Raw genomic sequence first — 23,198 nt, forward strand, 5'->3', positions numbered from 1 at the left:
CGATCGCAAAGGCTCTAGCGCGCGTGGCCGGGTCTCATCCAGTGATTTGTTTTTGAGAAGACCCATCAGCGACGCTGATGCGTCTTTTGGGATCAAGCATCAGCGACGCTGATGGGCCCTTTTGGGATCAAGCATCAGCGACGCTGATGCAGGGGCACCACGTTGCCGGCGCCGAGCAGAGCGTCGATGGAAAGCGGTTCTTCCTTGAAGATCGTGCCGGCAAGCGCCGGGCGGGCAAGATGGAAACCCTGCAGCAGATCGACGCCGCCCTCGAGCGCCACGCGCAAATGCTGGGCGTGCTCTATGCCTTCGACCAGCACCTTGGCGCCTCGCTCGTGCAGCATCCCCACCAATGGCCGGAAGAAGCGCTCGGCCGCGCCATGGCGGCAGAGCTCGGCGAACCAGCCGCCGTCGATCTTGACGATGTCCGGCGCCAGCAGATTGATGCGCGCCTCGGTCGAATGTCCCGTGCCGAAATCGTCGATGGCGATACGGATGCCGTCGCGCCGCATTTCGCGCACCAGGCTGGTAAGAACGTGATCGTCGGCCGCCTGTTCAGTGATCTCGCAGACCAGCAGGCCGGGCTCCAGTTCGAAATCGCCGAGATGCCTGGTCATCAGCCGGATTTCGGCGAGCGCCCGCCCGAGATGATCGTTGATCATCGGATTGTAGTTGAAGAACAGCGTAAGTCCCTCGACGCCGATGTTGCGATAATTGCCGAGATGAAGCATCCGGCACATCGTCTCGACAAACAGCCGGTCGGACGCGGGAACGCCGTCGAAGAAGATCGACGGAGCCACCGGCTGAGCGACGCGACGCGGCTCGATCAGCCCCTCGACGGCAACAGCCCTGAGCGCCCTGCCCTCCGGCGCGAAAATCGGCTGGTAGGTGCTCCACAGCCGGAATTCGCCATAGATGCCGAACTGGAGGCCGATTTCGTCGGCGAAGATCGCCTTGGCGACATTGCGCCGCCTTTCCGGCTTTCCGCTCATGGCGCGACCTTGCGCCCGAACACCCTCGCCGGCCGCGCCTGCGGCACCTGGGCAGCCGGGCCTGCGGCGGCCAGTGCCTTGCTCTGTCCGGCCGCAGCCTGCTGCGCGCCCTTGCCGAAGGCGCGAAAGCTTGTAGGCGCAAGTTCCGGCCGGGCAAGCACATAGCCTTGCACCATGGAGGCGCCGGACTTCTCGGCAAGCTCCAGCTGCCAGCCTTCCTCGATGCCTTCGAAGACGGTGCGGATGCCCTGGTTTTCGAAGCCGTGCACCATCGCCGTCAGCAACGCGAAGCCGGCGCCGGAATCCATCAGCTGGGTGATCCAATGCGCATCGAATTTGACGATGTCGGGCTTGATTTCCTTGATCCGGTTGATGTCCGATTCATCGGCGCCATAGTCGTCCACTGCGATGCGGAAACCATTGGCCCTCAGCGCCTCGACAAAGGAGTAGAGCGTTTCCTGCGAAGCCGACTTCTGCTCGGTGACCTCGCAGACGATGCGGCGCGGATCGATGCCGGCTTCGTGCAGCACCAGCCGCATGTCGCGCAGCGCCTTGTCGGCGATGCTGCGATCGGTGAAGACCGACGGGTCGAAATTGACGAAGATGGACGCCTCTTCCGGCAGGCAGGCCCCGGCGTTCAACAGATGCAGCGTGCGCGTCAGCGCCTCGATATGCAGCCGGTCGCCGGCCGGACAGGTGCCGAAAAAGGTCATCGGCGACTGCGGCTCGCCATCGCGGAACGGCCGGATCAATCCCTCGAAGGCGACAACCGAAAGCTTACCCTCGTTGAAGGCGAAGATCGGCTGGAACGCGCTCTGCAGCGTATAGACGCCCCAGACACCGGTCGCGGTGCCGTCATCATGATGGATGATGTGGGCAAGCCCGATGCTGCGCGACAAAGATCCCTCGCTCCGCGAAACCAGCGGAATTCAAATCAGCCATCCTGCCAGCCAAGGGTTTACCGGTCGTTGATGAATTTAGCGTTGCCGCTCACGCCTCCTTGACCTCTGGCTCATCGCACAATGCTTGCGCTCGCGCCCATGTTGCGACATGAGAGGCGCCGCGGCCGCTCCTGACCGCTTTCCTAGGAGACATTTTGTCATGGCCTTTCTTGCCGACGCCCTTTCCCGCGTTAAGCCATCCGCGACAATCGCGGTGACGCAGAAAGCGCGAGAGCTGAAAAATGCCGGCCGTGACGTGATCGGCCTTGGTGCCGGCGAGCCGGATTTCGATACACCCGACAACATCAAGAACGCGGCGATCGACGCGATCCGCCGCGGCGAGACCAAGTATCCGCCGGTGTCGGGCATCGTGCCGCTGCGCGAGGCGATCGCCAAGAAATTCAAGCGCGAGAACAATCTCGATTACCGGCCGGAGCAGACCATCGTCGGCACCGGCGGCAAGCAGATCCTGTTCAACGCCTTCATGGCGACGCTGAACCCGGGCGACGAGGTCATCATCCCGCGCCCCTACTGGGTGAGCTATCCCGAAATGGTGGCGATCTGCGGCGGCACGTCGGTCTTCACCGACACTTCCATCGACAACGGCTTCAAGCTGACGGCGCCGGTGCTGGAAAAGGCGATCACGCCGAAGACCAAGTGGCTTTTGATGAATTCGCCGTCCAACCCCTCGGGTGCCGCCTACACGGAGGCCGAGCTTCGGGCGCTGGCCGATGTCCTGATGAAACATCCGCATGTCTGGACGCTGACCGACGACATGTATGAGCACCTGACCTATGGCGACTTCGTCTTCAAGACCATTGCCGAGGTCGAGCCGAGCCTCTACGAGCGCACGCTGACCATGAACGGCGTGTCGAAGGCATATGCCATGACCGGCTGGCGTATCGGCTACGCCGCCGGCCCGGTGCCGCTGATCAAGGCGATGGACATGATCCAGGGTCAGCAGACCTCGGGCGCCTGCACCATCGCGCAATGGGCTTCCGTCGAGGCGCTCAACGGCTCGCAGGATTTCATCGCCAGGAACAAAGCGATCTTCCAAGGGCGGCGCGACCTCGTGGTCTCGATGCTCAACCAGGCGCGCGGCATCACCTGCCCGTCGCCGGAAGGCGCCTTCTACGTCTACCCGTCCTGCGCCCAGCTGATCGGCAAGAAGACCAAGACGGGCAAGGTGATCGACAATGACGAGGCCTTCTGCTCCGAACTGCTGGAGGCCGAAGGTGTCGCGGTGGTGTTCGGCTCGGCCTTCGGTCTCGGACCGAACTTCCGTATCTCCTACGCCACGTCGGACGCCCTGCTTGAGGAAGCCTGCACGCGCATCCAGCGCTTTACCGCGTCGCTGACCTGACCGACGACGCGGCCGGCCAATGAGAAAAGCCCGGCTTCATCACGCCGGGTTTTTTTGGGCGCTAATCAGCCGCCATATTGTTCGTCGGAAACTTGCTCCAGCCAATCCGCGTGGACGCCGTCGAGCGCCTCCTGCATGGCGACATGGGTCATGGCGGTTTTCCATCCGGCGCCATGCCAGTGTTTTTCGCCCGGCGCGAAGGAAACGACGTCCCCTGCCTGATCGTTTGGAGCGGCCCGCCCCAGGTCTGGGCCAGTCCGGCGCCGGCGGTGACATAGAGCGTCTGGCCAAGCGGATGCGTGTGCCAATGGGTTCGCGCGCCGGGTTCGAAACTGACCAGTGTCGCTCTAAGCCGCGCTGGTGCTTCTTTCTCGATGATCGGCGTTTGCAGCACCCGCCCGGTGAAATATGTTTCCGGCGCGACGATCGTCGGCACGCTGCCGCACGCTATGATGTTCATCGTTCAAATCCTCGAACTCGTTGGTCGGACAAAGGCCGCGTGGCGTCTCGTGGAGCAGTTTCATCCTGTAGAGAGGCGGTTGCAACCGGCTTTAGGCTGTTGCTGAGCGAAAGCCTCGGTTTCGCGCTCAAGCGTCAAGTAAGCTACAATATTAGATTGTCTGAATATTGTCATAAATGGTTGTTTTTTAACTATAAAGCCGCCGCCTCCACCCGATCGTGAGGGAATAGGCCGAGGCGGGAGCGGCGCTCAGTGTTTCTTAACGGCTGAGGTCCTAGCCATGGCGCGTGCTGTGGGGGCGCGGACATGAGTATCTTGGCGACTATCAAGGATCACAGCGGCCGCATCTATCGCGGCATCCAGGCTTTGCTCGTGATGAGCATCGCCGCTACCGGGCTCGCGGCTTTCGCGCTGACGGAAAACGCGTCGCGCGCCGGCGCGCTGGCGATGTCGGCGACATCGACGTGCCTGGCGCTTCTGGTGTTGATGTATATGCGCTCGAGCGTCGTCCAGCGCCTGCAATCGGCGGCGGACGCCGAGGCCGAGAAGCACCGCTTTCTTACTGTCGATGCCATGACCGGCGCCATGAGCCGGCGCTATTTCATTGAAGCGCTGCGCGATCGGCTCGGCGGTTTGCGCAACCATCGCCAGGCAAGCCTGCTTTTGATCGACCTCGATCATTTCAAGCAGCTCAACGACACGTTCGGCCATCAGTTCGGCGATCTGGCGCTGGCGCATCTGGTCGCGGAAGCGCAGCGCATCTTCGAAGATGGCGCCATCGGCCGGCTCGGTGGCGACGAGTTCGGCATCATGGTTCCGCATGGCGACGTCGCCGCCATCAACAAGGACGCGCGACGGCTGCTGGATGCGATGCGGGCCGGCAAACGGCACGAAGGCAAGATCATTCCGTTGTCAATTTCAGTGGGCGTCGCGCTTGCGCCACTGCATGCTTCGAACGGCACCGAGTTGATGATGCTGGCCGACCTCGCGCTCTACGAGAGCAAGGCCGGCGGCCGCGGCCGCGTCACCGTGTTCGACGAGGAGATGCTGTCGGACAAACGCTATCGCCGGCTGGTGGAACGCGAGTTGCGCGCCGCAATCTACCTCGGCGAGCTGGAATTGCATTACCAGCCGATCGTCGATCCCGATGGCTCGGTCGACGCACTGGAAGGGTTGATCCGCTGGCGCCATCCCGTGCGCAGCTTGATCTCTCCGGCGGAATTCATCCCGATCGCCGAGCGCTCGACGCTGATCGACATGATCGGCGAATGGGTTTTCAAGCGCGCCTGTGCCGATATCGGGCATTTTGCTGGACGGCGCATCTCGATCAACGTCTCCGGCGAGCAGCTGAAGCGCGACGAAATCGTGACGATGTGCGACCGGGTCTTGCGCGAAACCGGACGGTCTGCATCGCGGTTCATCATTGAAATCACCGAGACGGTAGCGACAGCCGCGACACCCGAGGTCCTGAGACGCCTGGAAGCACTGCGCGGCCTCGGCTTCCACATCGCGCTCGACGATTTCGGCACCGGCCATTGCGGCTTCAACTATCTGAAGTCGCTGCCAATCGACAGCATCAAGATCGACCGCTCCTATATCCGCAGCCTCGCCCATGACCAGGTGGCGCAGATCTTCGTTTCGGCGCTTGCCCAGATCGCGCGCATCCAGGACATCACCATCGTCGCCGAAGGTGTCGAGACCTCCGAGGAATTCACCCTTGCCCGAACGGCCGGCTGCAGCCGCTTCCAGGGCTATTTCTTCGGCAGGCCGGCGCCGCGCGACAAGGCAAGCGCGTTGTGTGCCGCCGCCCGCGAGCCGCTCGCCCTCACGGCCTGACAAACAAAAAAATGGCGGCCTGACGAACCCAAGCCGGCGAATATCCTATTTTTCTTGCCCTCCCGGCAAACCCGTGTGACGATGGCTTGGGCAGGGGTGAATAAACCCCGCCCGCGACGGCCGAACAGGCCGGCCGCCGCTCTGCATAGGGTGCGATCGGACGCAAAACCGTTTCCACTTTTGCTGATCGCTCTCTTGGGAAACGCCTGAGTGGAGGTCAGCCATGGGTACTCGCGCCGGAGGACGACGCACGGGACCGAAATGCATCGCCATAGTCGGTCCCTTTGCAAGCGGTAAGACGACACTTCTCGAAGCAATACTCGCCCGCACGGGCGCCATTCCCCGCCAGTCACCCGTTTCAACGGGCAACACCGTTTCCGATCATTCGCCCGAGGCCCGCGCCCACGCCATGAGCGTCGAGGCGACTTTCGCCACCACCGATTTCATGGGCGAGCAGCTCACCTTCGTAGACTGCCCCGGTTCCATCGAATTCGCCTTCGAGGCCGAACCGGTGCTTGCCGCCTGCGACCTCGCGGTCGTTGTCGCTGAAGCCGACGAGAAGAAGATCCCGGCGCTCCAGCTCATCATGCGCAAACTCGATGATCTCGGCGTGCCGCGCATCCTGTTCCTCAACAAGGTCGACAAGGCGATTGCCGGCGTGCGCGACACACTGAAGATGCTGCAGCCGGCAAGTTCGGTACCGCTGCTGCTGCGCCAGATTCCGGTGCGCAAGGACGGCATCGTCATCGGCTCGATCGATCTGGCGCTGGAACGCGCTTATATCTACCGGGAATACGCCGAGAGCGAAGTCGCCGAAATTCCGGGCGACGACAAGGCGCGCGAACTGGAAGCGCGTTTCTCCATGTTGGAGACGCTCGCCGATCACGACGATCATCTGATGGAGCAGTTGCTGGAGGAGATCGAGCCGCCGAAGGATGCGGTCTTCGACGATCTCTCGGCCGACCTGCGCGCCGGCGCGGTGACGCCGGTGCTGATCGGCACGGCCGAGAAGGGCAACGGCGTGCTGCGCCTGTTGAAGGCCATTCGCCACGACGCACCGGATGTCGAGGCAACGAGGAAGCGCCTTGGCGCGCCCGATGGCCAGACGGTGGTGCAGGTGATGAAAACCATCCACACCGCGCATGGCGGCAAGCTTTCGGTGTCGCGCGTGCTCTCCGGCCAATTGGCCGACGCGGCCGAGCTTTTGCTCTCCAATGGCGACACGGCGAAGGTTTCCGGCATCTACAGGATGCTCGGCAAGGACCAGTCGAAGCTGACATCGGCCAAGGCGGGCGACACGGTCGCGCTCGGCAAGCTCGACAACGTCAAGACCGGCCAGACGCTGAGTTCGGCCAAGGGCGGCATCCGGCCATTGGTCGCGCTGGAGCCACCGCAGCCCGTCTTTGCCTTCGCGCTTCGCCCCAAGGAGCGCAAGGACGAGGTCAAGATGTCGGCGGCCATCCAGCGGCTTGCCGAGGAAGACCCCTCGCTCAGCCTGCGCCATAATCAGGATTCCGCCGAAACCATTCTGTCGGGCCATGGCGAAATGCACCTGCGCGTGGTGCGCGAGCGCCTCGAGGGCAAGAATCAGATTCCGATCGAGGGCCATGCACCGGCGGTGCCCTACCGCGAAACCATCCGCAAATCGGCGCAGCAGCGCGGCCGCCACAAGAAGCAGTCCGGCGGCCACGGCCAATTCGGCGACGTGGTGATCGAGATCAAGCCGTTGCCGCGCGGCACGGGCTTCCAGTTCTCCGACACCATCACCGGTGGCGTGGTGCCGAAGACCTATATCCAATCGGTGGAGACCGGCATTCGCGATTATCTGAAGACGGGCCCGCTCGGCTTTCCGGTCGTCGATGTCGCCGTCAACCTGTCGGACGGCTCCTACCACGCGGTCGACTCCTCCGACATGGCCTTCCAGATGGCGGCGAAGCTCGCGATGAAGGAAGGCATGACCGCCTGTTCGCCGGTCTTGCTGGAGCCGGTGATGAGGGTCGAGATCGTCACGCCCTCCGACGCAACCTCGAAGATCATCGCGCTGATCCCGCAGCGCCGCGGCCAGATCCTCGGCTATGACGCGAGGCCCGACTGGCCGGGCTGGGACGTGGTCGAGGCGACCATGCCGCAGTCGGAAATCGGTGACCTGATCATCGAGCTGCGCTCGGCGACGGCCGGCGTTGCCAGCTACAAGGCCGCGTTCGACCACATGGCCGAGCTCACTGGCCGCCTCGCCGACGAGGCGATGAACGCCAACGGCAAAGCCGCCTGAACAGGTCGGCCTGCCTACCGATCTTTCTGTTGGAGATAAGAAAACGGCGTCCGGATGACCCGGACGCCGTTCTATTGCGGACCGTTTTCCTGGGAGGCAACGGCGGGTCCCGCCGCATCCGGAAAAATGGTTCGGACGCGGTAGCTGCCTGAGCCCGATCTATCCGAGTGATGCCCCCATCTCCCGAACCGATCAACCGCGTCCTATCATCTACTTAATCGATAGAGTGCGTCTGCGACATGTTACCCGATGTTACATGTCACTGTTACGTGGTGGATTCAGTCTTTTTTTTGCCGGCTCGAAGACACGCGGGCAACAAAAAAGCCGGATCAATAAAGATCCGGCTGAGTTTGATTGGAAGTGCCGATTAAGGCTAACCTCCAGAGGGGAACACTCAAGGGCGCTAATGGGAGGAGAACGCGCCCTGGAGATGACACTATATATGTGCTCATCATGCCCAAGAAACAAGCATCTATTTTGCAACACACGCATGCAAAAAGACGCAGGCTGTGGGCCAACCTATTCTCGGAACCCATAGGACCAGAAAAATCGCCGATTCCGAGGTGTTTCCAAGCCTAAAGCGACTACTAAAATGCAAAACCGAACCGATTTTGCTCGGAAAAATGCGAGTCGGCAAATGATGCCGATTTCGGCAAGCCGAGTTTATTTTTGCGGCAGGAGACCGATGATGCGGACTTTTTCAGCAATCGCCGGCAGCGCGCTGTTCCTTGTCGTCGCGCCAGGTGTTGTCGCCGGGCTGGTGCCCTGGCTGCTGACCGACCAATATCGCAAACCTCTGTCGGCTGTGCCGGGCTTCGTGCCCGCGGGCTTGATCCTTGTGGTCGGAGCGGCCGCCATCTTGCTACATGCCTTCGCCCGCTTCGCGCTTGAAGGCCTTGGCACACCGGCGCCGGTAGCGCCGACGGAAAAACTGGTCGTTGGCGGCATCTACCGCCATGTGCGCAACCCGATGTATGTGGCGGTGCTGTCGATCATCCTTGGCCAGGCGCTTATTTTCTCGAGCCGGCCGGTCGTGATCTACGGCCTGATTGCGGCAGCAGCGATGGTCTCCTTCGTCAAAGTCTACGAGGAGCCGACGCTCGCCCAACGCTATGGCGCGCAATACGAAGCTTATCGCCGCGCCGTGCCCGGCTGGCTGCCGCGGTTGACGCCATGGCGCGGTTAGGCATGGCGCCAGCCCAGGGTGTGTCGAGATTCAGGTCAGGCCGGCCTCACCTGAATATCCCTGGGAAAGTGCGCAGCGGTTTTCCGTCCGGAATTGCGTCAAATCAAAGAGATAGAGCCGGTTCGCCGTTTCCGAGAAACGGTGAAACGCTCTAGTAGGACCAGCTGCGCGCCTTGGCGATGACAAAATCGCGAAACACGTGCAGCTTCGCCTGGTTCTTCATCGCGTCGGGATAGGCGAAATAGGTGTCGAAGGAAGGCACCTCGGTTTCCGGTAGCAGCTGGATCAGGTTCGTATCCTTGCTGATGACGTAGTCCGGCAGCATGGCGATGCCGGCGCCGCCCTGGACCGCGCGCTTGATCGACAAGATGTCGTTGATCTGCAGCGTTGGCACTCGTTGCCCGCCCTCGAAATCGCCGACCGTCTCCAGCCAGTTCAACTCCGACAGATGCGAAGGCACCGGCACGCCGAAGGTGACGATGCGATGGTTCCTGAGCTCGGCGATCGAGGCCGGCCTGCCGAACTTCGCGATATAGGACGGCGCCGCATAGAGATGGAAATGCACCGTGAAAAGCCGACGCTGGATAAGGTCCGGCTGTTGCGGCTGGCGCAGCCGGATGGCGCAATCGGCCTGGCGCATGGTGAGGTCGAGCTCCTCATTGGCGAGGATCAGCTGCAGGCTGATCTCGGGATAGAGCTCGATGAATTCCTGCACGCGCTCGGTCAGCCAGCCGGCGCCCAAGCCCACCGTGGTCGTCACCCGCAGCACGCCGGACGGCCGGTCCTTGGTCTCGGTCAGCCGCGTCTTGATGGTCTCGAGTTTCATCAGCACGTCATGCGCCGTGCGAAACAGCATTTCGCCTTGCTCGGTCAGCACCAGGCCGCGCGCATGGCGATGGAACAGCGCTACGCCGACGTCATGCTCCAGCGCGCTGACCTGCCGCGAAATGGCCGATTGCGACAGATGCAGCGTCTCGGCGGCATGGGTGAACGACCCGGCCTCCGCCGCTGCGTGAAATACGCGTAATTTGTCCCAGTCCAGCGCCATGATTCCCCTCGCGTAGCCTTTGGCGTCTGAATGATAAAACAGGCTTTTAAACGGCTTTTCTCAGCCGATTTGTTATTCCGCTGCTTCGCGGTGAACCTCGATACCCGCCAGGTATTTTTCCGCCTCGAGCGCCGCCATGCAGCCAAGCCCCGCCGCCGTCACCGCCTGGCGGTAGACGTCGTCGGTGACGTCGCCGGCGGCAAACACGCCGGGTACGTCGGTGCGGGTCGAATCCGGCGCCGTCCACAGATAGCCGTTCGGCTTCTGCTTCAGCTTGCCGGCAAAGAGCTCCACTGCCGGCGCGTGACCGATCGCGACGAACACGCCGTCGAACGGCAGCTTCGATTCCTGGCCGGTCACGACGTTGCGCAGCGTCAAGCCTTCCACCGATGGCGGCAGCGGCGCCTTGCCCGGCCGCCCGGTGATCTCGTCGACGACCGTGTCCCAGATGACGCGGACATTGTCCTTCTTGAGCAGCCGCTCGCGCAGGATGCGCTCGGCGCGGAAATCGCTGCGCCGGTGGATGACGGTGACGCTCTTGGCGAGGTTCGACAGATAGAGCGCCTCCTCGACCGCCGAATTGCCGCCGCCGACCACCGCGACATCCTTGCCGCGGTAGAAGAAGCCGTCGCAGGTGGCGCAGGCCGAGACGCCGAAGCCCATGAAGGTCTGCTCCGAAGGGATGCCGAGCCACTTGGCCTGCGCGCCGGTGGCAATGATCAGCGTATCCGCCGTGTAGACGGTGCCGGAATCGCCGGTCGCGCGGAACGGCCGCACATTGAGATCGACCTCGGTGATGATGTCGTTGATGATATCGGTGCCGACGTGCTCGGCCTGTTTGAGCATTTGCTCCATCAGCCAGGGGCCCTGGATCGGATCGGCGAAGCCCGGGTAGTTTTCGACGTCGGTGGTGATCATCAGCTGGCCGCCCTGCTGCAGGCCGGCGACCAGCATCGGCTTCAGCATGGCGCGGGCGGCATAGACCGCCGCCGTATAACCGGCCGGGCCGGAACCGATGATAAGAACGGGTGCGTGCTTGGTGTTCATGAAAAAGTCCCCTGCGGCGCGAAGCCGTGGTTGTTGCACGTAATGTAAGTGTTGCCCGTGAGGCCAGCAAGGCAGGTTGGGCTTCGTCCCCGGAAAGCTTCGTTCCATGCATATCGGGCCATATCGCCGCTCGTCATTAACGCATGTTGCTCAGAGGTGTGCGCGATTCCGGGATCACGACATGCATCAAAACAAGGAGAAAATCATCGCAAAGGGATAGCCTCCGGCACGAAACCAAATTACAAAATCGCGAAAGATTCTTGCGCGAAAGCCATTCATGCCGCTGAAAGCCGACCTCGACGCCATCGACTGGAAGATCCTGCGCGAGCTGCAGGGCGACGGCCGCATGACCAATGTCGAATTGTCGAGCCGTGTCGGCATCTCGGCGCCGCCTTGCCTGCGCCGCGTCAGGCGGCTGGAAGAGGCCGGCATCATCCGCGGCTACCGCGCCCTCCTTAACGCGCCCGCGCTCGGCATGGATGTGGTCGCTTTCTGCCTCATCGGCCTGCATCATCAGGCCGATGCCGAGCTGAAAACCTTCGCCGAGCGCACCCGTGGCTGGCCGATCGTCCGCGACGCCTGGATGGTCTCGGGCGAATCCGATTTCCTGCTGCATTGCGTGGCGAGCGATCTCGGCACCTTCCAGACCTTCGTCATCGAGGAACTGGCTTCGGCGCCTAACGTCGACACTGTGCGCACGGCCTTGACCATCCGCCGAGTCAAGGATGAAGGGCTGGTGGCCTTTCCGGCTTAACGTGACGGATTGCGGTGGCGCCGCTGAAAAAACAGCGGCTTGGCGTTGAGTTTTGAATCAGTCCGCGATCAGAGCGATCGTATCGCGGTGAGCAGGCCGTCAACATCGTGCGCATCGCGCAACGGGAAAACCGAAAGCCCGCCCATCGTCGAGACCTCGCCCTCGACGAGCCAGCCGCGCCCAAGGCCGGCGCGCTGGCCGGCTTCCATATCGGCCGGCTTGTCGCCGACGATCAGCGATCGCTTCAGGTCGAGGCCGAGCCGACAGCCCGCCTCCAGCAGCATGCCCGGATTGGGCTTGCGCATCGGATGATCGGCAATCGTCAACGGACCCGAGCCGGCCTCGTGGTAGGCGCAGGCAAGCACCATGTCCACGAAAGAATTCCGCTCGCCCAGCAGATCGAGCACGCGCCTGTTGACCCGAGCGAACGCATCCCAGCCGAAATAGCCGCGCGCGATGCCGGACTGGTTGGTGACGACCACGACCGGAATGCCGCATTGGTTCGCGGCCTCGATGACCGGCGCGATACCGTCGCGCAACACCATGGCCGCCGGATCGTCGGGATAGCCGGTGTCGACATTGATCGTGCCGTCGCGGTCGAGGAACAGCGCCGGCCGGCCGGCTGGAAACTCCTTGGAGCCAATCCGCTCCACCCACAGGCCGGGCTCGGCAAGCGGGAAGGCCGCACCGCTCTCAGCCATTGCTGAGACGCGCTTCGACCGCTTCGCACAGATGATGGTAGAGGCACAGGTGCCCCTGCTGGATGATCGGCGTCGAGGTCGAGGGCACGTTGAGCAGGATGTCGGTCAGCGGCTTTAGCTTGCCGCCCGTCTCGCCGGTCAGGCTGATAACCGTCATGCCCATCGCCCGCGCCTGCTCGGCGGCGGCGAGGATGCTCGGCGAATTGCCGCTGGTCGAGATCGCCAGCAGCACCGCTCCTTTCGACCCATGCGCCTCGACCTGGCGCGAGAACACGGTATCGAAGCCATAGTCGTTGCCCCAGGCGGTCAGCACCGCGGCGTTGGCCGGCAGCGCGATGACGTTGTAGGCCTTGCGTTCCTTCAGGAAGCGGCCGACCAGCTCGCCGGCGATGTGGATGGCATCGCTGGCCGAACCGCCATTGCCGCAGATCAGCAGCGCCTTGCCTTGCGAAAGCGCCGTCACCACCGTGCTTACCGCGCGTTCCATCTCGCCGGTCAGGTCGCGCTCGACCATCGCCGAGATCGCCGCCGCGGAGCGGACCAGGTAGTCGTTCAAATCGGACATGAGACCCTCAGTTTGCGGCACGCAGCTTGCCGATCGTGTTCGTCGTGCTCTTGCCGGCGACGAGGTCGACCAGCACCACGCGCCCGCCGGCCTTCTGCACCACATCGGCGCCGACCACGGTCTCGATCGTGTAGTCGGCGCCCTTAACCAGAATGTCCGGTAGAAGCGCCTCGATCAGCTTGAGCGGCGTGTCTTCCTCGAAGACGACGACGGCATCGACCGAGGCAAGCGCGGCCAGCACGCAGGCGCGGTCGTGCTGGTTGTTGACCGGGCGCCCAGGCCCCTTCAGCCGGTGCACCGAGGCGTCGCTGTTGAGGCCGAGCACCAACCGGTCGCACTGGCTGCGCGCGGCATGCAGCAGGCTGACATGGCCGGCATGCAGAATATCGAAGCAGCCATTGGTGAAGCCGACGGTCAGCCCCTCTTCCTTCCAGGCGGCGACCATCCTGGCCGCCGCATTGGCGTCAAGGATGGCATCCGTGTGAGCAACGGGCCCATGTGAGCGGAACAGCGCGCCGGACAGTTCCTCGACGTTCAGCCGCGCGGTGCCGCGTTTTCCCACTACGACGCCGCCGGCCGCGTTGGCGACGACGGCGGCATGCACCCGGTCGGCGCCGGCGGCGAGCGAAAGCGCGAAACTCGCGATGACCGTGTCGCCGGCGCCGGAAACGTCGAACACTTCGCGCGCCTGGGTGGAGATATGGCGGGCGTCCTCGGCGGAGACCACGCTCATGCCCTTTTCGCTGCGCGTGGCGACGATGAACTCGAAATCATGCGCGGCGATCAGGTCGCGCGCCGCGGCCACGATCTCGTCATCGCCGAACACCTTTCGCCCGACTGCCTCGCCAAGTTCCTTGCGGTTCGGCGTCACTGCCGTAGCACCTGCATAGCGCGCATAGTCGCGGCCCTTCGGGTCGACCAGCACCGGCTTGCCGGCATCGCGGCAGATCGCGATCAGCTCGCCGGCGACGCCGTCGAGCAGGATGCCTTTGCCATAATCGGAGAGGATGACGATGTCGGCCCGGCCAAGGGCCGCCTGGAAATGATCGATGAGCTTCGCCCGCTCGGCGGAAGTAAGCGGCTTGATCTCCTCCTCGTCGAAACGCAGCACCTGCTGGTTGAGCGCGCTGAAGCGGCTTTTCGACGAGGTAATGCGGTCCGACCGCTGCAGAAGCCCGTCGGTGTCGACGCCGATCTCGCCGAGCATGCGCATCATATTGTTGCCCGCCTGGTCGGCGCCGATCACCGAAACGGCAATTGCGGCTGCGCCCAGCGAAACGATGTTGGAGACGACATTGCCGGCGCCGCCCATGTTCGACATCTCGCCCCGTCCATGCAGCACGGGGATAGGGGCTTCCGGCGAGATGCGTTCGATCACGCCGTTGACGAAACGGTCGAGGATGAAATCACCCACCACCAGCACGGTGACGTCGCCGAATCGGGCGATGGTGCGATGCAAAGGTTCCGGAGAAGGCGGATTGTGCTTGATCATCTCACTCGAGGTATGCCTGAAGAAGGCCGGACTTGATTAGATTTGAGCGCCGGAATTGTGGCGTGGCTGCTCAAGGCGATGCCGATATATCGCAATTCGGGTCAGTGCAACGCCGGCCCGCCTACCTCAGCTCCTCTGCAGGGCGACATGAACGCCGAGCCCGACAAGCACGGTGCCGCCTGCCCGTTGCATCAAACGCTGCGCCCGGCCCGATCGGCGAAGCCGCGCGACCATCGCGCCGGCGAGAAACACACAGGCGATATCGGCCGAGGAAAACATCAGGTTGACGATGGTTCCCAAGGCCACGAACTGCAACCAGACCGGCAGCGCCGCCGAGGCGTCGATGAACTGCGGCAGGAACGCCATGAAGAAGATCGCCGTCTTGGGATTGAGCACTTCGACCGTGATGCTCTCGAAAAAAGCGCGACGGGCCGATTTACGCTCGATGACGGGCAAACCCGTCTCGCCATCCGCACGCTTTCGGAACAGGCAGACGCCGAGCCAGATCAGATAGAGCGCGCCGAACAGCTTGACCGCCATATAGAGCGGCGGCACGGCGTGAAACAGCACCGACAGGCCGGCGGCGGCCGCAAAGACATGGAAATAACCACCAAGGTGAATGCCAAGTGCCGCCGTCAGCCCCGACCAGCGGCCGCGTGCCACCGTCTGCCCAGCGGCGTAGAGCATGGCAGGACCGGGAATGTAAGCGAAGATCGCGGTGGTGGCGAAGAACGCGATGAGCAGTTCGGTCGACGGCATTTTTATCCCTCATGATCCGGTTGCACGTTGTTCAGTCCGCACGCGGAATGGCTTTTGATTGGCCTTCGCGGACAACCGCGATGAAAGCAGCCATGACTTTCTTGTGGAATGAAGAACTGAATGCGCCGATGCGCGCGCCCGGTTCGAAATAGGCCGACGATTCCAAGATATCGTGATTGTACTCGTCGACTATGACCCAAAGAGGAATAGGGTCAAGGCCGGAGCGACGGCGTTCAATTTCCGGAATGGCAACGGCGACACGATCGCGACCCGGCTGCGTGGAGGTGATTGCGAGGATGAAGAGATTCGTGCCGCCGGCTTTGCCGGGAAGGACGGCCACGAAGGCGACGGGTCGTTTCTTGCGGCCTTCCGTCTCGCCGCCGCCATGCTGGCGATACCACAAATACGGATATCGCCAGACGTCGGCAGCTATTGGCCTAATCACGATCCAGCTCGGCAGAGTATTGCTCAAGCATCTCGACATGTTCGGCCGGGGCGTCTTTCGCCGCGTAAACGCGGCGGCCATCGTTGACGGCGCGAGCCTCGTAAGTCTCGATGCTCATCAGGACGTATCTCGGCTTGTTGTGACGAGTGATGGCGACAGGCTCTTGGCTCGCAGCCGCAAGCACATCTCCGAGCTTCTGTTTCAGATCGGTCGATGGATAGTTTTTCATGGGCTACTACTCCATTTTGTACATAATAGACAAAAAAGACAAAATAGACAAGTGCGAAACCCCTCAATGCAGGGCGACGCCTGCTTTGTCGACAGCCCGGCTGGCCTCCCCTATAAGAGCCGGAATCGGAAGCAACAGAGGCCTTCATGATCATCGTCACGGGCGGCGCCGGCATGATCGGCTCCAACATCGTCGCCGCTCTCAATGCCGAGGGCCATGACGATATCGTCGTCGTCGACGATCTCACCGACGGCCACAAGATCGCCAACCTCGCCGACCTTCGCATCGCCGACTATCTCGACAAGGACGATTTTCTCGCGCGGCTCGAGGGTGGCGCGCTCGGCCGCCGCATCGAGGCCGTCTTCCATCAAGGAGCCTGCTCGACCACCACCGAGTGGAACGGCAAGTTCATGATGGAGGTGAACTACGCCTATTCGAAGCGGCTCTTGCATGCCTGCCTGGCGCTGCGTGTGCCCTTCCTCTATGCCTCGTCGGCTTCGGTCTATGGCGGCGGCAGCGAATTCCGCGAGGAGCCTGAGTTCGAGCGGCCGCTCAACGTCTATGCCTACTCGAAGAAGCTGTTCGACGATTACGTCCGCCGCAACGTCTTCGAGACCGATCATTCGCAGGTCACCGGGTTGCGCTATTTCAACGTCTATGGGCCGCGCGAGGCGCATAAAGGCGCCATGGCTTCGGTCGCTTTCCATTTGTTCAACCAGGTCGAGCGCGGCGAAAACCCGAAACTGTTCGGCGCCTATGGCGACTTCGGCCCTGGCGAGCAGAGCCGCGATTTCATCCATGTCGGCGATGTCGCGGAGGTCAATCTGTGGCTTTGGAAGCGCGGGGCGAGCGGCATCTTCAACTGCGGTACCGGCCGCGCCCAACCGTTCCGCGCCATCGCCGAGACGGTGATCGACACGCTAGGCAAGGGGGAGATTGAATTCATCCCCTTCCCCGACCATCTCAAGGGCAGCTACCAGAGTTTTACGCAAGCTGATATGTCCCGCTTGCGCGCGGCTGGCTACAATGGCCAATTCCGCACAGTCGAAACCGGCGTCAGGGACTATGTCGAATGGCTGAAGGCCCAACGATCCTCGTGATCGGCCCACGCTGGGTGGGCGACATGGTCATGGCGCAGTGCCTGTTTGCGGCGCTGAAGGAAAAGCATCCGAACGCGGTCATCGACGTGCTGGCGCCGGCCTGGGCGGCACCCCTGGTCAAGCGCATGCCCGAGATACGCAGCCAGATCGACTTTCCGTTGATGCCCGGAGCGCTTGAATTCCGCAGCCGTAGACGCTTCGGCCGGCTGCTGCGCGGTCGCTACGACATAGCCTATGTGCTGCCGGGAAGCTGGAAATCGGCTTTGATCCCGTTCTTCGCCCGCATCCCGCACCGCGTCGGCAACTTGCGTGAAATGCGCTACGGCCTGCTGACGGATGTCGTACCGCTGGCAGAAGCGCTGAAGCGACGTACGGCGCGCGCCTATTTCGGCCTCGCGCGCGGCGGCACCTTTCGCGCGCCGAGGCTTACCGTCGACAAGGCCAATCAAGCCGATCTGCTGGCGCGCTTCGGACTGACCGGAGAAAAATTCGTCGCCTTGATGCCCGGCGCCGAGTTCGGCCCGGCAAAACGCTGGCCAAGCGATCACTATGCCGGGTTTGCCCGGGAAATGATGGCAAAGGGTCTGCGCGTGGCTCTGCTCGGCTCCAGGAACGACGCCGACGTGACCGGCGAGATCGCCGCGCTCGCGCCGGGCGCCATCGACCTTGCCGGCAAGACTCGCCTCGAGGACGCCATCGACCTGATCGCCGCGGCGAAGCTCGCGGTGTCGAACGACAGCGGGCTGATGCATGTCGCCGCCGCCGTCGGCACGCCGATCGTGGCCGTCTACGGTTCGACCTCCCCGGAAAACACGCCGCCGCTCAGCGAGCGCTCCGAGCTGATCTGGCTGCATCTGTCCTGCTCGCCCTGCCACAAGAAGGTCTGCCCGCTCGGCCATCTCAACTGCCTGAAGACGCTCGATGCCGCCCGCGTCACCGCCGCGGCCGACCGCTTGCTCAAGGTTCCGGCGGCGGCATGAAGGTGCTGATCGTCAAGACGTCGTCGATGGGCGACGTCATCCACACCTTTCCCGCCGTCGAGGACGCGGTACGCAGTCGCCCCGACATAGACTTCGACTGGTGCGTGGAGGCGCCGTTTGCCGGCATCGTGGCGCTGCATCCGGCGATTGGGGTGATCCACAAGGTGGCGATCCGGCGCTGGCGCAAGACGCTGTTCGACGGCGGCACGTGGCGCGAGATGGCCGGACTGCGCGGAGCGCTCCGCGCCTCCCAATACGATCTTGTCATCGACGCGCAAGGCTTGTTGAAGTCGGCCCTGGTCGCCATCCAGGCCGGCGCGCCGATTGCCGGCTTCGATCGGGCGAGCGCCCGCGAGCCTTCGGCAACGCTGTTTTACCGGCGCAAATACGCCGTGCCGCGCGACCTGCACGCAATCGAGCGCACCAGGCGGCTGTTCGGGCTGATGCTTGGCTATCAGCCGGATCTGTCAACACTTCAGTCAGGCATCGTCCCGCCGGCGGGCGGCCTGCCCAGCGTTGAAGGCAGAACCGCCTTGTTGCTGCACGGCACCAGTCGCGAAGACAAGAAATGGCCGGTCGAGGATTGGATCGAAACCGCGCGCCAGCTGGCGGGCCGGCAATTCACGCCGGTGGTCACCTGGTCGAACGAGGCGGAAAATTCTGTGGCAAAAGCCATTGCCGGCGCCGTGCCGAAGACGGTGCTGGTTCCGAAATCGCCGCTCGCGGATGTCGCCGCAATCCTCGGTCGCTCGGCGCTCGTCATCGGCGCCGATACCGGCCTCACCCACCTGGCCAGCGCCTTCGGCTTGCCGACGGTCGCCATCTTCCTGGCGACGGAGCCAGGCCTGACCGGCCCACGCGGGCCGTACTCATCCACGCTGCCCGCGTCGGCCGGCGGCAAGGTCGCGCCGGCTGACGTTATAGCGGAGGCGGAACGATTGCTGACGCTCCGTTCAAGGGCGCCAGCCTAGCTTTCTTAGATGAACTGGACCTGGACGATCTCATATCCTCTGGCGCCGCCCGGAGCGTTGACCTCGATGGCGTCGCCGACTTCCTTGCCGATGAGCGCGCGCGCGATCGGCGATGAAATCGAGATGCGGCCCGACTTCACGTCCGCTTCCTGGTCGCCGACGATCTGGTAGGTCTTCTTTTCCTCGGTGTCCTCGTCGACCAGCACGACGGTCGCGCCGAACTTCACCTTGTCGCCGGAAAGCTTCGAGACGTCGATGACCTCGGCGCGCGCGATCAGATCCTCGAGCTCGTTGATGCGGCCTTCATTGTGACTCTGCGACTCCTTCGCCGCATGATATTCGGCATTTTCGGACAGGTCGCCATGCGAGCGCGCTTCGGAGATCGCCTCGATGATGCGAGGACGTTCCTCCTGCTGGCGCCAGCGGAGTTCTTCCTTCAATGACGCGAACCCCTCGCCTGTCATCGGGACCATGATCATATGCCTGACCTTTCCTGCCGCCACCCCCGTTTTCGGGAGCGGCCTTGTCAATGGGTACAAAAAGAAAACGGTCCGGCAGCCTCGGGCTAACGGTACCGTTTCACCACAATTTCCCCGAATATAGCGATCTTCGCGCGATTTTCACGCCCAAAAATTGAAGTTCGGCAAAATCATCACCGCTTTCGCGGGTCTGCGGCTGGAGGCGAACAAGAAAAAACCGGCTGTGATTGCTCGCAGCCGGTTCAAGCAGCGTTGAGATCTGTTCAGCTTCTCAGGAAATGATCGATCTGCTCGGACAGCATGCCGTATTCGCGCGAGCCCTTGCCGGTCCGCTTTTCGATTTCCTGGAGCTGCTCCTGGGCGCCGGCAAGATCGCCGATCTGCAGATGCGCCTCGCCGAGATATTCGCGCACCAGCGTGTAGTTCGGGTCGATCCTCAGCGCTTCCTCGTAATAGCCGAGGCCGACGGTGACGCGGCCGGAATGGCGATGCGAATAGCCAAGATAGTTGAGAATGCGCGGATCCTGCTTGTTGGCGGCGAGCGTCAGCACCGAGATCGCTTCGTCATAGCGTCCGGCCATCGCGAGATCGTGGCCCGCCTCATAGATGCTGTCGTCGTCGAGCATGCCATATTGCGGCTTTACGCATTTGTTTTTCTTCTTGTCCCAGACTTCGCCCTTCTTGCATTGCGTGGTCGTCTGGCCGCCGCTGCTGCCACCCTCACCTGCCGTGAACGCAGGCGCCACAAACAGCGGCAGTGCCGCAATAGCCATAACCTGAATAAGCAAACGTCTGCGCATCGAAGCCTCCTTGAGCGTGACAATGGCAGATTAACGCCGCCTCGGCGCGGTTTCATCCCGAAATCCAGGCAGATGCCGAACTATTTTGAACGGCTGGTCAGAAGCCGTTACCTGCGGACGTGACGCGCGCTGCAAATCCGCTATCATCCACGACAAGCGCATCACGTGGAGAAGGGCCGTGCAGCAGCGCCTCGAGAAGGAATGGGATCTTTCGATCGATCCGGACACGGTGCGCCTGTTCGTCCTCAAGGCGAAGGCGTTGAGCGCCGCCGTCAACGAGGACTATGACGATGGCGCCGAGCACGAGGTCGAGTTCGACGGCGACAGACATGCCTGCCACCACCATGACGGCCTTGTCGAGGAGGCCTCGGAAAACCTCACCGAGGAAGAATTCCGCGAACTGATCAACGATCTCAACATCGACGAAGCGGCCGAACTGATTGCGCTCGCCTGGGTCGGGCGCGGCGACTATGACGCGTCCGAATGGGCGGATGCGGTGGCCGCCGCCAAGGACCGGCCCAGAAAGCGCACGGCGAAATATCTGCTCGGCCTGCCGATGCTTGCCGACTGGCTGGAGGAAGGCCTTGAGGCCATCGGCGCGTAACGCGCCGGTAACCGATTGTGATCAGCAAGGAGGGTGACGCAAGCAACTTCGCAACGCGACCGCCGTTTCCGGGCGATGGCAACGCTGAGCCTTTCACGACTTTGCAGACTGGCGCTGCCTTTGGCGGCCGCGGCACTTGTGGTTACGCCGGCCACGGCCAAGCATCATCATCGGCATAAAAGACACCTGCCGCCGGCCAGCCAGAGCGCCGCTCCGGTACCGGAAACACCCGTGGCGACGCCGGTTCCCGGCTCGCGTCCCCAGGATATGGAGAACGGCGCCGACAAGTCCGGGCAAAGCAAATCGCGCGTGGAAAGCAATGACGACTTCCTCAATCAGGAGAAGTCGCACCCGAAGCGGGATGCCCATCCGCCGCGCTCGAAGGGTGCTGAATCCAAGCAAACGGGGTCCGAGCCGCAGACCCCGGAAATCGTGCCCACACCACCGGAGAAGCCCGCCGAACAGGAGCCTGAGCCGCCGGAAACCGCGCCGCAACCACCGGCGAAGCCGGCGGATGCCGGTGAACAGACGATGCTTCCCGATCCGCGATCCGCCGACATGCCGGCCGACAAGATGCCGGCAGAAGAAATCGCGTGCCGCGAGCAGCTCAAGGCGCTTGGCGTCGAGTTCGAGGAGCACAAGGCTGAGCACGATCCTGAGATCGGCTGCTCTATTCCCTACCCGGTCGTCATGAAAACACTTGGCAAATCCATTGGCATCAGCCCCGACACCGAGCTCAACTGCCAGATGGCCGAGGCCGCGGCCCGCTTCATGACCGACACCGTCCAGCCGGTGGCGAATGCCGAACTCGGCGCCGACCTCAAATCGATCAACCAGGCCTCGGCGTTTGTCTGCCGCCCGCGCAACGGCACGCGCAAACTGTCGGAACACGCCTTCGGCAACGCGCTCGATATCGCCAGCTTCACCTTGTCGGACGGGAGGAAGATCGAGATCGGCCCGACCCCGCCCGAAAAGGACGCGAAATTCCTCGACGCGGTGCGCAAGGCCGCCTGCGGGCCGTTCAAGACGGTGCTTGGTCCGGGCAGCGATCCCGACCACGCGCTGCACTTCCATCTTGATCTGGAGCCGCGCCGCCACGGCGGCACTTTCTGCCAATAGGTAAATCCTGGAAGTCTTGGCCGCTTCCAGCCAAGAACAGCGCCGCAATTCCGCCCCAAGCGTGAATGCCGGCGCTGATCTTTCCTTTACTCTTGACGATTAACCTTGTGCCATCGGGAGCATGATCTCAACAGGGATCGGCTCTTGGGGACAGGATGCCTTTCGATGGCTGGAAGACTTGGCGCCATGCTTGGCTTGGCGCGACGGAACAAGCGTGCGCGCATCACGATCGTCGGGGCGGTGGCAGGCGCTGCCGTTGCGACAATATCGGCCTGCACGACCGGCGACGTCTTTGCGCTGCAGCCGGCCGTCGATGTCGGCAGCCAGACCGCCGCCGTGCCCGACGCGCCGCAATATTCGGGCATGCAGCGGCTTGTCCCGTCCAACCCTTATATGACCCAGGCCGCCTATCCGCGCATGGATGAGCCGATGTCGCCGGTCGAGCAGATGCCGGCCAGCGAGATCGACTGCCGCAACGAGTTGAAGCGGATGGGCGTCGTCTATCAGGACATCCAGCCGATCCATGAAGGCCAGTGCGGCATCGATTTTCCGGTGAAGGTCTCGGCAATAGGCAGCGTCGAGATGAAGCCGGCCGCGACGCTGACCTGCAACATGGCCGCCACATTCGCGGCCTGGACGAAAAACGAGCTGCAGCCGGCCGCCCGCTGGCGCTATTTCTCCGGCGTCAAGGCGATCCACCAGGGCTCGAGCTATTCCTGCCGCAACATCGCCGGAGAAGGCGTCCTGTCCGAGCACGGCAAGGGCAACGCGCTCGACGTCATGAGCATCGAGCTCAACAATGGCGACGACATCGACGTCCGCAAGCCCGGCCTGTTCGCCTTCCGCACCCGCGGCTTCCTCAACAATGTGCGCGCCGACGGCTGCCAGTATTTCAGCACCGTGCTCGGCCCGGGCTACAATTACGACCACCGCAACCATTTTCATTTCGACATCAAGAACCGGAAAAGCGGCTACCGCGCCTGCCGCTAGTGGCCCTGCCCAAATCGACCATCGCCTCATAAAATGGTCGCGCATCGATTTGGGAGCGGTTTGTC

Annotated in this window: 23 protein-coding genes and 1 pseudogene; 11 read left to right on the plus strand and 13 right to left on the minus strand. The window is 62.9% G+C overall.

Annotated elements, in window-relative coordinates:
* Window positions 1-134: 134 nt before the first annotated feature.
* Together RFM68_RS19695 and RFM68_RS19700 are read right to left on the minus strand one after the other, a co-directional pair.
* Window positions 135-992, minus strand: a complete 858-nt coding sequence (locus RFM68_RS19695) for an EAL domain-containing protein (protein WP_320234670.1) — start codon at window positions 990-992, stop codon at window positions 135-137.
* Window positions 989-1,891 carry an EAL domain-containing protein gene (locus tag RFM68_RS19700; RefSeq protein ID WP_320234671.1) on the minus strand — a complete coding sequence of 301 codons (903 nt, stop codon included), beginning with the start codon at window positions 1,889-1,891 and terminating at the stop codon, window positions 989-991. The genes RFM68_RS19695 and RFM68_RS19700 overlap by 4 nt, the downstream gene beginning before the upstream one ends.
* 202 nt (window positions 1,892-2,093) lie before the next feature.
* On the opposite strand from RFM68_RS19700, the gene RFM68_RS19705 reads away from it, so the two are divergent.
* A complete protein-coding gene (locus tag RFM68_RS19705) occupies window positions 2,094-3,296 on the plus strand; it encodes a pyridoxal phosphate-dependent aminotransferase (protein WP_320234672.1) in 1,203 nt (400 codons plus the stop codon).
* Window positions 3,297-3,361: 65 nt separating this feature from the next.
* Here RFM68_RS19705 and RFM68_RS19710 read toward each other — a convergent pair.
* Window positions 3,362-3,756, minus strand: a pseudogene (locus RFM68_RS19710) ((R)-mandelonitrile lyase).
* A gap of 306 nt (window positions 3,757-4,062) precedes the next feature.
* On the opposite strand from RFM68_RS19710, the gene RFM68_RS19715 reads away from it, so the two are divergent.
* The 3 genes from RFM68_RS19715 (at window position 4,063) to RFM68_RS19725 (ending at window position 9,050) form a co-directional block, all read left to right on the plus strand.
* Window positions 4,063-5,592: a putative bifunctional diguanylate cyclase/phosphodiesterase gene (locus RFM68_RS19715; protein ID WP_320234673.1), complete on the plus strand. Its 1,530-nt coding sequence runs from the start codon at window positions 4,063-4,065 to the stop codon at window positions 5,590-5,592.
* A 223-nt stretch (window positions 5,593-5,815) separates the two neighbouring features.
* Window positions 5,816-7,864 carry an elongation factor G gene (locus RFM68_RS19720; RefSeq protein WP_320234674.1) on the plus strand — a complete coding sequence of 683 codons (2,049 nt, stop codon included), beginning with the start codon at window positions 5,816-5,818 and terminating at the stop codon, window positions 7,862-7,864.
* A 688-nt stretch (window positions 7,865-8,552) separates the two neighbouring features.
* Window positions 8,553-9,050, plus strand: coding sequence for a methyltransferase family protein (locus tag RFM68_RS19725; protein ID WP_320234775.1), 498 nt, complete (start codon window positions 8,553-8,555; stop codon window positions 9,048-9,050).
* Window positions 9,051-9,201: 151 nt separating this feature from the next.
* Here RFM68_RS19725 and RFM68_RS19730 read toward each other — a convergent pair whose 3' ends face one another.
* Complete coding sequence (locus RFM68_RS19730) at window positions 9,202-10,098, minus strand: LysR family transcriptional regulator (RefSeq protein ID WP_320234675.1); 897 nt, start codon at window positions 10,096-10,098, stop codon at window positions 9,202-9,204.
* Window positions 10,099-10,170: 72 nt separating this feature from the next.
* The gene (gene trxB / locus RFM68_RS19735; RefSeq protein ID WP_320234676.1) at window positions 10,171-11,145 is read right to left on the minus strand and encodes a thioredoxin-disulfide reductase; all 975 of its coding nucleotides are present in this window, start codon (window positions 11,143-11,145) and stop codon (window positions 10,171-10,173) included.
* 277 nt (window positions 11,146-11,422) lie between these two features.
* Here trxB and RFM68_RS19740 point away from each other — a divergent pair, with 277 nt between their 5' ends.
* Window positions 11,423-11,899: an Lrp/AsnC family transcriptional regulator gene (locus tag RFM68_RS19740; protein WP_320234677.1), complete on the plus strand. Its 477-nt coding sequence runs from the start codon at window positions 11,423-11,425 to the stop codon at window positions 11,897-11,899.
* Window positions 11,900-11,967: 68 nt separating this feature from the next.
* Here RFM68_RS19740 and RFM68_RS19745 read toward each other — a convergent pair whose 3' ends face one another.
* The 6 genes from RFM68_RS19745 to RFM68_RS19770 all read right to left on the minus strand — a co-directional run bounded on the left by RFM68_RS19745 (window position 11,968) and on the right by RFM68_RS19770 (window position 16,090).
* A complete protein-coding gene (locus RFM68_RS19745; protein WP_320234678.1) occupies window positions 11,968-12,600 on the minus strand; it encodes a D-glycero-alpha-D-manno-heptose-1,7-bisphosphate 7-phosphatase in 633 nt (210 codons plus the stop codon).
* Complete coding sequence (locus tag RFM68_RS19750; protein WP_040996773.1) at window positions 12,593-13,165, minus strand: D-sedoheptulose-7-phosphate isomerase; 573 nt, start codon at window positions 13,163-13,165, stop codon at window positions 12,593-12,595. Before RFM68_RS19750 ends, RFM68_RS19745 begins: the two co-directional genes overlap by 8 nt.
* Before the next feature lie 7 nt (window positions 13,166-13,172).
* On the minus strand, window positions 13,173-14,657 hold the full coding sequence (gene rfaE1 / locus RFM68_RS19755) for a D-glycero-beta-D-manno-heptose-7-phosphate kinase (protein WP_320234679.1): 1,485 nt from the start codon (window positions 14,655-14,657) through the stop codon (window positions 13,173-13,175).
* Window positions 14,658-14,783: 126 nt separating this feature from the next.
* Window positions 14,784-15,416 carry a LysE family translocator gene (locus RFM68_RS19760; RefSeq protein WP_320234680.1) on the minus strand — a complete coding sequence of 211 codons (633 nt, stop codon included), beginning with the start codon at window positions 15,414-15,416 and terminating at the stop codon, window positions 14,784-14,786.
* Window positions 15,417-15,447: 31 nt separating this feature from the next.
* The gene (locus RFM68_RS19765; protein WP_320234681.1) at window positions 15,448-15,888 is read right to left on the minus strand and encodes a hypothetical protein; all 441 of its coding nucleotides are present in this window, start codon (window positions 15,886-15,888) and stop codon (window positions 15,448-15,450) included.
* Entirely contained in the window at window positions 15,854-16,090 is a 237-nt protein-coding gene (locus RFM68_RS19770) for a type II toxin-antitoxin system Phd/YefM family antitoxin (protein ID WP_320234682.1), read from the minus strand. The genes RFM68_RS19765 and RFM68_RS19770 overlap by 35 nt, the downstream gene beginning before the upstream one ends.
* A 146-nt stretch (window positions 16,091-16,236) precedes the next feature.
* On the opposite strand from RFM68_RS19770, the gene rfaD reads away from it, so the two are divergent.
* From rfaD to waaC, 3 genes are read left to right on the plus strand one after another with little or no spacing between them, the layout of a single operon-like run.
* The gene (gene rfaD, locus RFM68_RS19775; protein WP_320234683.1) at window positions 16,237-17,190 is read left to right on the plus strand and encodes an ADP-glyceromanno-heptose 6-epimerase; all 954 of its coding nucleotides are present in this window, start codon (window positions 16,237-16,239) and stop codon (window positions 17,188-17,190) included.
* Window positions 17,163-18,170, plus strand: a complete 1,008-nt coding sequence (waaF, locus tag RFM68_RS19780) for a lipopolysaccharide heptosyltransferase II (RefSeq protein WP_320234684.1) — start codon at window positions 17,163-17,165, stop codon at window positions 18,168-18,170. The genes rfaD and waaF overlap by 28 nt, the downstream gene beginning before the upstream one ends.
* Window positions 18,167-19,141 carry a lipopolysaccharide heptosyltransferase I gene (gene waaC / locus RFM68_RS19785; RefSeq protein ID WP_320234685.1) on the plus strand — a complete coding sequence of 325 codons (975 nt, stop codon included), beginning with the start codon at window positions 18,167-18,169 and terminating at the stop codon, window positions 19,139-19,141. The genes waaF and waaC overlap by 4 nt, the downstream gene beginning before the upstream one ends.
* 5 nt (window positions 19,142-19,146) lie before the next feature.
* Here the strand turns inward: waaC and greA are convergent, their stop codons facing one another.
* Both greA and RFM68_RS19795 read right to left on the minus strand, forming a co-directional pair.
* Window positions 19,147-19,620, minus strand: coding sequence for a transcription elongation factor GreA (greA, locus tag RFM68_RS19790; RefSeq protein WP_320234686.1), 474 nt, complete (start codon window positions 19,618-19,620; stop codon window positions 19,147-19,149).
* A 263-nt stretch (window positions 19,621-19,883) separates the two neighbouring features.
* On the minus strand, window positions 19,884-20,420 hold the full coding sequence (locus RFM68_RS19795; protein WP_320234687.1) for a tetratricopeptide repeat protein: 537 nt from the start codon (window positions 20,418-20,420) through the stop codon (window positions 19,884-19,886).
* Window positions 20,421-20,598: 178 nt separating this feature from the next.
* Here RFM68_RS19795 and RFM68_RS19800 point away from each other — a divergent pair, with 178 nt between their 5' ends.
* The 3 genes from RFM68_RS19800 to RFM68_RS19810 all read left to right on the plus strand — a co-directional run bounded on the left by RFM68_RS19800 (window position 20,599) and on the right by RFM68_RS19810 (window position 23,133).
* Complete coding sequence (locus RFM68_RS19800; RefSeq protein WP_320234688.1) at window positions 20,599-21,024, plus strand: DUF3775 domain-containing protein; 426 nt, start codon at window positions 20,599-20,601, stop codon at window positions 21,022-21,024.
* 75 nt (window positions 21,025-21,099) lie between these two features.
* Window positions 21,100-22,143, plus strand: a complete 1,044-nt coding sequence (locus tag RFM68_RS19805) for an extensin-like domain-containing protein (RefSeq protein WP_430694893.1) — start codon at window positions 21,100-21,102, stop codon at window positions 22,141-22,143.
* Between the two features lie 165 nt (window positions 22,144-22,308).
* Window positions 22,309-23,133, plus strand: a complete 825-nt coding sequence (locus tag RFM68_RS19810; RefSeq protein WP_320234690.1) for an extensin-like domain-containing protein — start codon at window positions 22,309-22,311, stop codon at window positions 23,131-23,133.
* Window positions 23,134-23,198: the final 65 nt, after the last annotated feature.

The sequence above is a fragment of the Mesorhizobium montanum genome, from assembly GCF_033977145.1.
GTDB lineage: Bacteria > Pseudomonadota > Alphaproteobacteria > Rhizobiales > Rhizobiaceae > Mesorhizobium > Mesorhizobium montanum.